The organism is Metasolibacillus sp. FSL K6-0083, assembly GCF_038630865.1.
GTDB classification, from domain to species: domain Bacteria; phylum Bacillota; class Bacilli; order Bacillales_A; family Planococcaceae; genus Metasolibacillus; species Metasolibacillus fluoroglycofenilyticus.
The window spans coordinates 2,417,069-2,430,726 of record NZ_CP152046.1 but is presented as its reverse complement, the minus strand read 5'-3'; the positions used below and the strand labels follow the sequence as shown (position 1 = coordinate 2,430,726).

10 protein-coding genes and 2 pseudogenes are annotated in these 13,658 nt (G+C 33.8%); all 12 read left to right on the top strand.

Going from position 1 to position 13,658, the window contains the following annotated elements; translation table 11 throughout:
- Window positions 1–25: 25 nt before the first annotated feature.
- The 12 genes and pseudogenes from MHB51_RS11305 to MHB51_RS11250 all read left to right on the top strand — a co-directional run bounded on the left by MHB51_RS11305 (window position 26) and on the right by MHB51_RS11250 (window position 12,924).
- Complete coding sequence (locus MHB51_RS11305; protein WP_342558179.1) at window positions 26–1,240, top strand: MFS transporter; 1,215 nt, start codon at window positions 26–28, stop codon at window positions 1,238–1,240.
- 866 nt (window positions 1,241–2,106) lie between these two features.
- Complete coding sequence (locus tag MHB51_RS11300) at window positions 2,107–3,006, top strand: polyprenyl synthetase family protein (RefSeq protein ID WP_342558178.1); 900 nt, start codon at window positions 2,107–2,109, stop codon at window positions 3,004–3,006.
- Window positions 3,007–3,017: 11 nt separating this feature from the next.
- Window positions 3,018–3,179, top strand: coding sequence for a competence pheromone ComX (gene comX, locus MHB51_RS11295; protein ID WP_107943690.1), 162 nt, complete (start codon window positions 3,018–3,020; stop codon window positions 3,177–3,179).
- 2 nt (window positions 3,180–3,181) lie between these two features.
- Window positions 3,182–5,371, top strand: coding sequence for an ATP-binding protein (locus MHB51_RS11290; RefSeq protein WP_342558177.1), 2,190 nt, complete (start codon window positions 3,182–3,184; stop codon window positions 5,369–5,371).
- A 7-nt stretch (window positions 5,372–5,378) separates the two neighbouring features.
- Entirely contained in the window at window positions 5,379–5,990 is a 612-nt protein-coding gene (locus MHB51_RS11285; RefSeq protein WP_342558176.1) for a response regulator transcription factor, read from the top strand.
- 432 nt (window positions 5,991–6,422) lie between these two features.
- Window positions 6,423–6,587 (top strand): hypothetical protein, encoded by a 165-nt coding sequence (locus tag MHB51_RS11280; RefSeq protein ID WP_342558175.1) that lies wholly within the window; start codon window positions 6,423–6,425, stop codon window positions 6,585–6,587.
- Window positions 6,588–6,875: 288 nt separating this feature from the next.
- On the top strand, window positions 6,876–7,493 hold the full coding sequence (locus MHB51_RS11275) for a hypothetical protein (RefSeq protein WP_342558174.1): 618 nt from the start codon (window positions 6,876–6,878) through the stop codon (window positions 7,491–7,493).
- A 1,173-nt stretch (window positions 7,494–8,666) separates the two neighbouring features.
- Window positions 8,667–9,356: an ABC transporter ATP-binding protein gene (locus MHB51_RS11270; RefSeq protein WP_342558173.1), complete on the top strand. Its 690-nt coding sequence runs from the start codon at window positions 8,667–8,669 to the stop codon at window positions 9,354–9,356.
- Window positions 9,319–10,371: pseudogene (locus tag MHB51_RS11265) on the top strand (ABC transporter permease); the annotation flags it as partial. The gene MHB51_RS11270 and the pseudogene MHB51_RS11265, both read left to right, overlap by 38 nt.
- 54 nt (window positions 10,372–10,425) lie before the next feature.
- A pseudogene (locus MHB51_RS11260) lies at window positions 10,426–11,163 on the top strand (transposase); the annotation flags it as partial.
- Between the two features lie 103 nt (window positions 11,164–11,266).
- Window positions 11,267–11,449 carry a hypothetical protein gene (locus MHB51_RS11255; RefSeq protein ID WP_342558172.1) on the top strand — a complete coding sequence of 61 codons (183 nt, stop codon included), beginning with the start codon at window positions 11,267–11,269 and terminating at the stop codon, window positions 11,447–11,449.
- 1,295 nt (window positions 11,450–12,744) lie between these two features.
- Entirely contained in the window at window positions 12,745–12,924 is a 180-nt protein-coding gene (locus tag MHB51_RS11250; RefSeq protein ID WP_342558171.1) for a hypothetical protein, read from the top strand.
- Window positions 12,925–13,658: the final 734 nt, after the last annotated feature.

The following is a 13,658-nucleotide window of genomic DNA, read 5'->3' as shown; positions in this document are numbered from 1 at the left end:
AACAATAATAGAAAGTAGCGTTCAGATGAAAACATATAATGAAAAGATGAGCATTTATCATGGCATGGCTTCCACACTTGCTGCCAATACAACGGCAAATTATATTCCGATATTTTCGATGGCGATTTTAGGGGCGACGAATTATCAGGTCGGCTTAATTAGCTCTATTCCGCCTTTAGTCACATTGCTGATGACGATTCCAGCGGCAATTTTATTGAATAAAGCGGTAGAGCAAAAGAAGCTTGTTGCCTTTTCCGTACTGATTGCAAGGCTTATTTTTATGTCATTCATCTTTATCGCCTATATCCCGCAGGCAATTGCGTCATGGGCTTTATTAGCGTTGATTGCGTTAATGAGTATACCAAACACAATGGCGAATATGGGCTGGCAGGCATTAATCGGTAATATTATTGAGGATAGAAGGCGTGGTCAATTTTTTAGTGACCGCAATCGCCTGCTAACAATTGTAGGACTTATTTCGACATTAACTATTGGTATTATTATGCGAGAGGCTACGAATAGTACCTTTGCTTATCAGCTTTTATTTTCAATCGCCTTTTGCTTTGGCTTGTTAGAAGTATACTTTTTGTTAAAGCATGAAGAAGGGGAGCCTGTACAGAAAAAGGAACGAAATAAGGCTATGAATTGGGATATTTTCAAAGACTCTAATTATGTCCGTTTTTTATTTGTAGCTTTACTTTTTAATTTCGGCTGGCAAATTGCATGGGGGCTTTTCAATATTTATAATGTGCGCTATGCAGGGGCAACAATATTTTGGATTAGCATGTTTAGTGCGGCAAATATGCTAGCGCAAATTTTTTCCTTCCCATTATGGCGTAAATGGTCAGAGAAATACGGCAATATGCGTGTCTTCGTTTGGGTAGCCTTCGGTATGGCGGTAGCCCCATTCGCGATGTCACTATCGACAAATCTTGTCTATTTAACACTCGTATCTGTACAATCGGGTTTATTCGTCTCTGGTACAACATTAATTCTATTTAATTTATTGCTAGAAAATTCCCCAAAGGAAAATCGTACATATTGCATTACGAGCTATAATGTTTTATTAGCGATTATCGCCTTTATCGCACCGCAAATCGGTATTTGGATACTCGAAACATTTACAATGACAACTGCTATGAACATTAGCACCATTGTTCGACTAACAGCAGCATTTGGTTTCCTGTATGTATGGATGAAGAGTAGAAGACCAGTGAGCTATTCCAAAAGCCGTGCGTAGCCGGCTTTTGGATAGTAGCGATAATGTTTGATAAAATGTTGATGTAACTAAAAAGAGAAATCCTCTTTTAAAAATGTGATGAACATTGGCCTAAGCGGTGTTCCCGCTTGGTGAAAAATGGAGCGATGCAAACCTTTATTTCAATGTGGTGTCAAAACAAAATGGATTTTTCGGACACGCCCTTCAATACTGACAATTAATAAGACTTTTTTAATGTATAGTCGAGTGATGTGTTTTGTTTTAATCATAGGTATACTTTTCCTGTTCCTGATTTTTTACTATAATAAAAATCAAATCTAGAAATAGGCCATAAACTTTTAGGGATAAAATCTTGTTTGAATTGATGTATGGCATTTTATCCTGTACAACCATATTTGGCTACATGATTAGTTACTGCACTCGTGTTCATTTTTGTTAATGCTAATCCACTAAAATCTACACGCTCTAATCTTATATCATCTATACTATAGGTAGTAATATCCTCAGTTAGTAAATCTAATTCTAACTTAAACTCATTAATTTCCGAAGCATTGCCGTATCGTTGATGTTAATTAGAAATAGAATTGCTAAGCTATATAAGATGGTGGTTAAAAATTTCATAAACTTCATTTTCAAATATGCCTCTCAATTAGTTGCTATAGCATTTTTTATATTCTCGAGTTAACCCCATTATAGTACTACACATAACACATAAACAATTGCGTGATTCCGCAAATAAAATATGCGGAATCATGCAATTGACTTTAGTTATAAAATTATCTTTAATTTCTAATTTGATACAAATAAATACTGAACTATGCTCTACTGTCCTTGCTGTGAAACTAAGACAATGGTACTATATTCTCTAAGTAAGGTGGGTGATAAAGTTGGTATATAAAAATGATATAATAGATAAAATGAAGGAAATTATCTTATTAGAAAATATAGAGGAACGTTTCAAAATAACTTTATTAAGTTATATAAATGAAAAAAGTAATTCTGCTATGTCTTTTGGGGAGCTTTGCGTGTTCCATTATCAGGCATTTTCACAAGAACCAGAGATAGATAGAGACATCATACGAATTGCTGCTGCTGTTGAATTATTAGTACTGAGCTTCGATATAATAGATGATTTGCAGGATGGCGATGCGGATTATATATGGTGCAATAATCCTGCTATTGCGATGAATGGTGCGTTGGCAATGATTTTTTTAACAGCCAAGCTGATTCATGAAAGTACATTTCAGCACAAAGCGCAGGCTCTGCATGTGCTAAATGAATTTGCAATAAAGAGCATTAATGGACAATATCTTGATTTAGAAAATAGCGCAAAAGACGAAGCTTCTTATCTCAAAATGACAGAGGCTAAATCAGGCGCATTAATAGCACTTAGCAGTTCTATAGGAGCTAGCCTAGCGCTAGGTAAATTGGATGAAAGAGTAATTGAGTATTCAACATATATTGGTGTAGTCCAGCAAATATTAAATGATATCCAAGACCTGAAAACATGGGGTAAAAAAAATGACTTGCTAAATCGCAAGTATTCTTTACCAATCCTTTATTTATTGGAGCAGTCAGAAGCGTATGCAGATATTTTGAAAAAATATTATAATGGTGCAAAAGTAGAGCTTGAACCTACATATTTTAAACAAGTATTATTAGAAAGCGGTGCAATTAATTATGCACTTGCTATAAAAAATATTTTCAAATTCAAGACATTGCATATAATAAAAACGATGCCATTTAACAATGAAGAAAAACAATATTTAATAAAATTAGTAGAATAGGAAGTTTTAACGTGATTAGCAAATTAATTAAGTATGTAAAAGAAAATTCTCAACTAATACCACTATTAGAGGATAATAAGTTATCACTTTTAGGTGTCTCGAAATGGGAGCAACAGGCAATTGTTGAGGCGATGAATGAGCCGATGAAAGCATTATTTTCCAAATGGAGATAAAAATGAGCAAAAAAGTGTTTTTGGTAGTGTTATTTGGATATACTACCTTATTTATATACTTAATATCATTTTTATTAAGAACACCGTTTATCGGTATTGAAATAGTGCAAGTGCAGCAAGATTGGAAAATTCAAGATTTTGCTCATCCTGAATGGGCCGAGAATTATAATATTGAGCGCGGAGATATCATACTGGAGATTAATCACCAGCCAATAAAAATTGCTGATGATGCCACGCAATATGTAATAAAGGGCGCAAGCAGCATACTTACCCAAAGTACACAAGGGGACAGTAAGCTTATCAAAATTTCATATCGCGATTTTCCGATACAATCGTTTTATTGGGTATTATTACCGATTGTTTATTTTATAATGAGTTTAATTATATGTATTTATTTGAAACTATATAGAAAAGAATCCTTTCAATCTATTAATATCTTTGTATTATTTATATTAACAGTAGCATTAACATACGGTGCTATAGGACCATCAGGATACTTGGGGAATATAAGTGTTTTTATTATGAGTAATGGAGCTATAGCAAGTATTATTTTATTACTACATTTTTTAATTAACTATCTACAATTATTAGATGTTAACCATAGATTGATAATTAAGCCTACTTACTTGTATGGGATTCTTATTATTAGCTGCTTGTTGACGTTATCAGAGAAAATTATTCCAACTATCTATGAATGGAATACAATTTTTATACTATTAGGAATAGCGTTTCTTATTTTTTATGCATTCCTAATGCTATTAATTGTCTACTTGAAATATCGTAAACAACAGCTATTAGTATTGCTCTTTTGCTTAGTAGGGCCCTTTTTACCGATGCTCTTACTATACTTGTTACCGATGCTGTTATTTCAACAGCATGTACTAGCTATGGCTTATTGCACCTTGTTTTTACTTTTGATTCCCATTTTGTTAATGCTCACACAGCTCCCAGACTATTTATTCGATGTCGATTATGAAATTTCAAAAATACGCTACTATAGTATGCTATCATTAGTTGCCTCTAGTATCGTTGTAATAGGCCTTTATTTTATACTGGATATAAAGCGATTAGATGCTTTTAAAAGCTTTCTTTTCTTATTTATTGTTATTTTTGGTTTGTTCTACGTAAAGGAACGAATCGATTATGCAAGCCGAAAAGTTTTATATTCTCCTAAAGGCGATTACGTGCATTTTGTGTATAAAACCATTGAACAAATTACGCATATGCCTTCAGTTGATAAGTTATTAAAGCATTTTAGTGAGGCATTGGCTCAGCAATTATCTGTGAGTCATGTTGAGGTACATACTTATTCCACTGCTAATCGGGTGGCAAATCCTAAAATAATTGAAAACTTAGCGTTAGGTACTGTGAAAAGGGTGGATGGTCGTTATATTGGCTGTTTGCATGAAACATTGGATAAAAAGTATATTGTGACGATTGCTAATGAGGGCGGTCTATATTTAAAAAAAGAAGAGCTATTATGCTTGGAATTGCTCATTATGTATGTTAGTAATTTCATTGATAACACGCAGTTTGTCGAAGGGCTTATTGAGCAACTTGATACATCGCAGCAAGGCAATCCAGCATGGCTGAAGAAATATATTTGGCTGCAGCTAGAAAATGAAAAATCCCAGCTTGCACAGGAACTACATGATACGATTTTACAGCAGCAACTTTATTTAATACGTGAGCTAGATGTAGCGCAAATAGATAAGCAGTTAATTAAACGTCAGCGGGAATATTTAATCCAATTAAATGTCGATTTGCGTCATTATTGTGAGCAATTGAAGCCACCTTTACTAGAGAAGCAAGGTTTACGGGTTGCATTGAATAAATTATTTGCGGAAATAGAGCGACAGGCGAACTTTACAATTATCCATGCAATAGAAAATGTCGTATTGGACTCCCCTGAACTACCACTATTAATTTATCGTACAATCCAAGAGATGTTGAATAATGCATTAAAGCATTCACAGGCAACCTATGTCAAAATTACACTAACCGCTTCGACGCAAGGTTTTGAATTAGTTTATTTTGATAATGGGGTTGGCTGTGATTTATCTGAAATTGATGGGAAAAATTCGATGGGATTACAAGGAATGAAAGAACGAGTGTATGCATATAACGGCTCGTTTGAGTTAACATCAGCCTTAGACGAAGGTATGCATATTGTTATCAAAGTTAAGGAGTAATGTAAGGATGATTAAATTATTATTAATAGACGACCATCCATTGATTTTAGAGGGAAGTAAGCAAATTTTTAGCAATGCACCTGATATAGTAGCTGATACGTTAGAAGATATGAAATCATTCTCAAAGGTGCTCACAGAAACACAGTATGATGTGTTTTTAATTGATATTAATTTAGGTGAGAGCAGTGGATTAGAGTTTGCGGAGCAGGTAAAGGCTAAGTATCCAGCAGCTATCATTATATTGTATACAGGTGAGCAAATAGAAGATTATTATTCACTTATTTTAGAGAAAAAAGTGGATAATGTCATTTCGAAAACAGCAACAAAGGATACTATTTTAAAAGCGGTATATGCTGCAGTGAATAATGAAGTGCTGTTGCCTAAAAGCTTTATTGATTACGTACAACAGAATCCAATGAAAAAGCAACTACAATTAAATCAGCGAGAAAAACGAATTCTAGAGCTAGTGAAAGAAGGCTATACGAATAAGGCAATTGCGTTAGAGTTAAATTTAGCGCAGCGCACAGTAGAAAGTTGTTTATCCCAAATGTATATGTTGCTAGATATAAATACACGTGCCGATGCTGTGCTGAAAGCTACGGAATTGAAGTTGATTTAAGTAGTTTTTTGAAAAACACCAAGTAGCTTAAACCCCTTTATTCTATAGGAGTTTAAGCTACTTAATCTATTTTTATTGAAATAAAACTAATCCTTTTTTAAAAAAAGTGATATAACGCCTATCGTTCCGGTGAAGGTTTGAATTATTCCTAAAAAAAGATAAAAATGGTTTTGGTTATTTGCGATATTCGTAAGACCATTTAAAATGAATAAAAAGTCACTAGTATCGCATAAATAACGTCAGAATCTTCAGATTGCGTTTCCCCCGATTTTAAAGAAAAATCGAAAACACCAAAACTGAGGTAGCGAACATCCATTTTTTTACTATAACCTTTGACGAGTGCAACGGAGACGAGAAAGCTTTTCGTGGCTTACGCCTTATGCAAGGAAAACCGTTCGCGCCACAAACCTATTACGACACTTTGCCTTTTCTATGAGCTGCCTAGTTGCGGCGAAGCTAGCCAAAGTGGCAGGTTTATCTATCAGCCACGATACATTATTACGTATTGTTTATCAAACAAATGTCACGCCACGAGCGATTTCAACCGTGATAGGTATTGATGAGTTTGCTTGGTGTAAAGGACATACCAAGTCATAGTTGACGTCATAAGAAAGTCAATCAGCATTACTAAACTATGAATAGAACTTCCAATACCAAACAAAAGACAAATAATAAATTTCTCTTTATATTCCATCAAATTCCCCCTACTCAAAACTATACACATTCACTACCGCATGTCTACTACGGGATTCCGCATTCACTATATGCGGAATCCCGCAATTGTTATTTAGACAGGAGTAAGAGTATTATGAAGGTGGCTCGAGTGTAAGTTTTCTTTCTAGAGTTGTGATGAATTAAAATTTGGGAAATAAAGGGGTAGTGAAAATGAAATCTAAGGAACTTTGGTGTAAGGTTTTATCAATGGTACTAGTTATTACGCTAATATACAATTCTACGGGAAGTATTGTTACTGCAAGTACAAATGATATTAGCACTACTGATGAACAAATATCAGAGAACGATGTTGAATTATTAGCTAAAATGTTGGAGTTGATTTATGAGTCCGGACAAATTACAGAAGGGAATAACATTATCGGATTTAATAGGGAATTATTTGAAGTAGAGTTGCAAGGATTAGAAGGTTATGAAGAAATAATTACAGAATTTGAAAAGAATGAACTATTTGTTGAAATGATAAGCCCTACTATGTCAACTTATGTAGCTGCATGTGGATGGTATTTAATGAAAGATAAACCTGAATATCTTGCAGCAGAAAATGAATGTATAATGGAAGGATTACAAGCAAACTACGGACCCGTGACAGTGCTTGCAACCATAGCCAATTTGATAGCAGATAAGGAATTTAAGTTAGCCGCTAAGAAGATACTAGCATTAGGTATAAAAAGCAATATAGCAGGTATTGTAGTCGTTTTGGCTTCTATTTTGGGGGAGTGCGGTAAGGAAATGGAGAAAAAATTCCCAGGGAAATCTAATTGTTATTAGAGGAATATTATAAAAAGTCTACAGAAAACTAAAAATGCTTTTCTGTGGACTTTATAAGTACAACTTGATTTTGGTTAATTGTACTTTTTTTGTGATACAAAAAGTTCTGTAAAGTTTGCTCATTGTAATAATCAGGGCTAGCAAATCAAAAGAATTTAGTTGGGATAAATCATAAATAAAAATTATATTGTCAATTAAGGATTTGTAGGGATTTAGTATGTTTATAATTACTTCTATCACAGGGAAGCAATTATTACTTTATGGTGTGGAATAGTTCAAACGGAAATCTATCGATAAAGTATAGAAAGTGGGGTGAATATTATAATTCGCAATATTACCGTTTTTGTAATCGGCTTTATATCAACATTTTTAGTGTTCAACAATATATTTAGTGAATATAATTTAGTTTTAAGCTTACTTTTCCGAGTTTTATTTGCTTCTTTTTTCCTTTTTGTTATTTATTTGATTAACAATCCTATAAAAACAAGGAAATAATACCATTTTGAGTGGAGATTTGGGTAATATTGTTCATTTGTAAACGCTAAAATATAATTAACAGTACGACCATCCATTGTTTTTAGAGGGGAGTAAGCAAATTTTTAGCAATGCACCTGATATAGTAGCTGATACGTTAGAAGATGTGCAATCATTCTCAACCCATTGCTTAGGGGCATTCTTAATTAGGATTTCATTTTCTTTCGAAATCTTTCTGCTTCTAATATTTAAATAAATGATAGAAACAATGAAACCAATACTAACACAAATCATTGTAATTGTTAGATTACCCAAATTACGGGACATGTTTTTCCATCCAATTTACTACAGTATTTTTGATTCTGACCTGTTTGTTGACTAGAATGATTAACGTTTTAAACACCTTTAATCTTTTCCGAATTATTTTATTAGAGCTTTAATACAGGTGTGTTGATTATTTATATAAAAATTTACGCGGCGCTAGTGGTATTAAATATATACATAATTTAGGTAATTTTATTATCTATGTGAAAGAAAAGATTTAGCATATATTGCTGCGTTCTTCACATTAGATAGAGGTTTGATTAGTAGTTTCATTTCAATTGTTCAGAATCTTCTTGTATACAAAATTTTTCTGAAAGACGAGTTTATTGAAACTACACAATAATGGATATACAAGTAAAGGAGTAGGTAGTTTATATGATTCAAGTAATGATAGAAGAAGCTGGCTATGAACAATCTAAAATTATAATTGAGAATATTGATTTTTCAATTCCTAGTGGTCAAATGGTAGGTTTGATTGGAGGAAATGGTGCGGGGAAAAGTACAACAATTCAAACTTTACTAGGAGTAATCCCATATTATAAGGGAAATTTGTCTGTCCCAGAATGTGGATTCGTTCCTGAAAGACCTATTCTGTATACATACTATACTTTAAGAGAACATATACATTTGCTAGTTAACTTAATTCAAAAAGCAGGTTTATGGAACCGTGCATTGGAACTTTGTAATCTATTTAGATTAGATAAGCATTTAGATGAATATCCAACTAGTTTTTCAAAAGGCATGCAACAAAAAGTAATGTTGATTTTGGCATTTACACCGAAATATGATTTTTATATATTGGACGAACCGTTTATGGGGCTTGATCCACAAGCAATAAGACGTTTATTGATTTTGCTTGAACAGGTAAAAACAGATGGTGCAGCAATTTTAATATCAACGCATGCATTAGATACAGCTCAACAAATATGTGATAGCTTTGTTTGCTTACACGAAGGAAGATTGATTCGTCGAGGAACACTTAAAGAGATGCAAGAAAAAGAGGGACAAACTTTACTAGAAATTTTTGATGAGCTTATTGAAGGTACAAGCGATGCAATTATTTAAGGAACGCTTTAACAGGCAATGGCTTGAAAACACAGATTTTATTAAAAAAAATATGGATGGTGTCACTTGGCTGTATCTATTAGTACCTAGTATTTTATTTATTACCTTCTTTTTAAGAGAAACTGTATTTAAATTAGAGTATGGAATCCTAACAGATATGAATCCTTATATCTTAATTCTTCTTATTTTATTTTGTTGTAGTCTATTGAAAAGTAGGTTATTTATAGAACCAGCAGACGGAGTTTTTCTTATTCAACATACGGCAGTGTTCACTAAGTTGAAACGCACTGCATTTTGGTATTCTTTATTTAAAAATACAGTATTAATATTATTGATTTATACTATATTGTTTCCCTTGTTCTATATTCTTCTGAATTTTACATTTTTACAAATCTCATTAATAATTACTGGGATGTTCTGTTGCTATTTACTTTGCGATTTAACAGATTTATTACAGCGTAAATGGCTACGTAATATAGTAAAAGTGCTTACTATATTATTATTGACGATTGCTTTAATGATGGTATATTGGTGGATGTTGGTGATTTTAAGTCTTTTAGCATTAATCTGTATATATTTCTTTGAAATATATGCAATCCGTAACCACCGGTTGTTTCACCATCAACTAGAATTAGATATAACTCGAGCAAATAGAATTTACACTTTAATATTTAAACTAAATAAAGATATGAGATCAGTGAAAATTAGACATTTTAGTAAAAGGGCTCCAAAATTGTTTGTTTTACCACTTTCTAATAAAAAGCAAAGCACCTTAGTTGAGTTAGTTTTAAAGACGATATGGCGGAATAAGGGGCATTTATCGGAATTTTTAATACTTATAACAATTATGTTGCCATTATTAATAATTTTTCCTCTAGGGATAAATATCGTTCTCATCATCTTTTTTTACTTTGGGATTAATAGTTATTTAAATTCCTTAGTTATAAAATTAAAGGATAGCCCTATTTTCATCTTGATTAGATATTCGGATCATGATTGGATATCTGCTCTTAAAAAGATAAAGCAATATGTGGTAATACCTACTATTACTTTATATATTTTTGTACTTTTTATAAAAGTTATATTATTTTAAATACTAAACACTAGTGTCGCATTAAAATAATTCAACGTAAGTGAGGTACTGTATTCAGACGACCTACGAAAAGCTACGGACTTAGAATCGATTAGCTTTTCGCAACGTGGACGCCGGTTAAATCAAGTGCCGACAGAGATTTTTCAACAGGTATTTCTTGATTTAGTTGCCCAAATTCACAAGAAATCGCAGTATGAGCAGCGAAGAAACACGACGACACCGCTGAAAATCATTGATTCGAGTACGTTGCCGTTGAATTTGAACAATCACAAATGGGCAGAATTCCGCAAAACGAAGTCGGGCATTAAGCTACATTTGCGTCTTGTTTTCGCAGAAAACGCCTTTCGTCTCCTCAAAGTGCTCGATTCAAAAGGAAACGAACTACATTTGATCACCAATCGATTTGATTTGAGTGCGGATGAAATCTCGGAGCTGTATAAATCACGTTGGGCAATCGAATTGTTTTTCAAGTGGATGAAGCAGCACTGAAATATCAAAAAATTCTACGCGCAGAGTGAACAGGGCGTGCATAATCAGGTGTACATCGCAATGATTGTGTACTGTCTGTATGTGCTGGCACAGCTGAACACGAATAGTTCAAAAGCGTACTTGTAAATCAGTCGTTTATTGAAGGCAGCCTCGTGGAAATCGGCTCGGCTCTGGATTCGTAAAATCGCAGGGAAAGCTGTTCCAGTGTCTTCGTTTTTCATCTGAAACGGAAAAACAAAAAACAGAAAATTGCGTCAAAATTTATGCGACGCTAGTGAATAGAGTAAAATAAAGAAATTTTTGAAAGAGGGTGAGAGAGTTTATGAAAATGAGTATAAAACAGGAGTTTATGGCTACTGTTGCTATTGTTTTGGCTATATTATTATTTGGTTTCTTTGCATTACCGAAAATGGAAAGCCTTATGCTTATTGTACCGATTGTGCTGGTGATGGTTTTAGCAGGGGGCACTCTTCTAGGTAAAGTTTTAACGATGAGAGCGACGTTGAGGTAAAAATGGTTGTCTGAAAGTAGGCTAGCACGCTACTGCCAGACAGCCGTTTGTTTTTTACGTTAAAATTTTTACATAATTACTTGCTTTGATTAGTAAATATTCAAGCCGTATGTACAAAATAGTAATTATCTGAAAAGAAATTTCAATTAGGGGCTGTCCAAAAAGCCGTGCATAGCCGGCATTTTGGACAGTAGCAATGATGTTTCACAAAATGTTGATTCATATAAACAGAAAGCGCCTCTTTTAAAAATGGGATGAACATTGGCTTTAGCAGTGTTAGCTTTCAGTAAAAGTGAAGCGATGAAAACATTGATTTCAATGCGGTGGCAAAACAAAATGTACTTTTCGGACAGCCCCCGTAAAGATATGCTATTTTTATATTATGGATTCGTATTTTTCATTTTCTTAGGATTTTTTTATTATATTTGATTATGAAATCAGATGGGGGTGTAAGAAAACATATTAAAGTGAAGTATGGAGTTAAAGGCGAAGATTTAGCTCTCAATGAGATTATAAGGGCAATCAACACGCTATAAATATTGCTATCTGGCAGTGACATTTTGCTGTGCTCCCTGTTCGATGATGTAGATTATCTAACTAAAGGTATTCCTTTAATTAAGAGCAAAAGACATTACCAAAATAAAATTAGGAATCACTCTTTTATTTTTGAAAGTAGATAGGGGATATTTACCTGTAATGTCTTTGCCTTTACTATAAAACTATAGCGCGTTACTTACCGCAAAAACAATTGCGTGATTCCGTATGAATTTTATGCGGAATCACGCAATTGCTTTTTTAGTAAAGGTCATGTTTTTCTTTCTATGCTAGAATTAATGAAAAATAATTGATATTTTAGTCTGATATTTTTCAGTTACATATATACGAAAATTCTTACGAAAAGGTTGGTGAACGGTTCTAGAATCATGGGCGGCAACTTCATAGTAAAATAATCGAACTACAGTGGTTACTTGATGCGGTGAAGGAATTAAATTCAAATTTGGAGCTTCGAGATGCATTTCATAATATTCTTTATCAAATGATGTATGTGATGAAAGCGGAGACAGGGAGTTTATGGGTTATTGAGCAGGGGAGTGGCGATGTGGTTGTGAGTGCGGCGAAGCGGAGCTCGTTAGTGATGTACGCACACACCCAAATTGGGCACAGCGCATAGATGAATCAACGCAGTTCACAACAACCTCGATGATGACCGCCCCCCTTAATGCAAAAAGTAAGGTGCTCGGGGTATTGCAATTGCTAAATAAACAGGGGGCAAGTTTTTCGATGATGATATAGCATTGGCGACAACTTTTGCGAATCAATCAGCGCTTGCTCTACAAAATGGGCAAATGTTTGAGGAAATTCAACAAATGTTTTTAAGTATGATTCAAACGCTTGTCAAGTCGATAGATGCGCGCGACCCATATACAGCAGGCCATTCGGAGCGTGTTGCGATGCCTTCACCGCTATTTTACTAGAGAAAAACTATGAAATAGATGCCAGCGCTATAAGCGCAAGCAGGGGAGCCGTAAGCACCGCACTATATGCGCTGAATATGTGAAATAGAGGATAGCTGAAAAGGGGAAGAAAGGCAATAAGCATGTCTAGCATTCCTACTTTTCGGTTATCACCCTTCTTCAGCTTTAAAAACATATAAATAAATTAAATAGCCAAAACGAAGAAATAATGTTTAGCTGGTGCTTCTGTGGCAATGGCAAGGTAACTACATGGAATCGTTGCTAGCAAAAAAATATACGGTGTGTAATTCTTCAATATTGCTTCGCTCGGCTCTTTTGTAAATTACCCCATTGCTCAATAGCATGATGCCTAGAAGCGTTGATAATATAAAGGATGTTTTATTAATTTCGGCTTTTAAAAAGATTGCCGCACTGTTATTGATAAAAATGAATGCGCATAAAATAAAACTTAAATTGCCAGTAAATTTATTATTTTTCATAGCTATTTTGACTGTTTTCCTTCCTTTCATTTACTCTTTTGCGAGTATCGTTCGTATACCATAAAAAATAAGCTGACGATAAAGCTAAAACAAAAGGGGGACCAATTAAATTTTCCAGCTAAAATTGCTGTATATAAAGTACTCGTTATACCAAGCGCACATATTACCCCAAGTATAATCATTAATTTTTTGTATTCCATATGAAAATCACCTCTTATACAGTCATTTTATAAAGGGCAAGATTGAAAAACAATT

What these genes read in the sequence shown, in the direction of transcription:
- MHB51_RS11305 (WP_342558179.1), top strand. Translation starts at nt 26, where the DNA reads ATGAAAACATATAATGAAAAGATGAGCATTTATCATGGCATGGCTTCC.
- MHB51_RS11290 (WP_342558177.1), top strand. Translation starts at nt 3,182, where the DNA reads ATGAGCAAAAAAGTGTTTTTGGTAGTGTTATTTGGATATACTACCTTA.
- MHB51_RS11285 (WP_342558176.1), top strand. Translation starts at nt 5,379, where the DNA reads ATGATTAAATTATTATTAATAGACGACCATCCATTGATTTTAGAGGGA.
- MHB51_RS11280 (WP_342558175.1), top strand. Translation starts at nt 6,423, where the DNA reads ATGAGCTGCCTAGTTGCGGCGAAGCTAGCCAAAGTGGCAGGTTTATCT.
- MHB51_RS11275 (WP_342558174.1), top strand. Translation starts at nt 6,876, where the DNA reads ATGAAATCTAAGGAACTTTGGTGTAAGGTTTTATCAATGGTACTAGTT.
- MHB51_RS11270 (WP_342558173.1), top strand. Translation starts at nt 8,667, where the DNA reads ATGATTCAAGTAATGATAGAAGAAGCTGGCTATGAACAATCTAAAATT.
- MHB51_RS11255 (WP_342558172.1), top strand. Translation starts at nt 11,267, where the DNA reads ATGAGTATAAAACAGGAGTTTATGGCTACTGTTGCTATTGTTTTGGCT.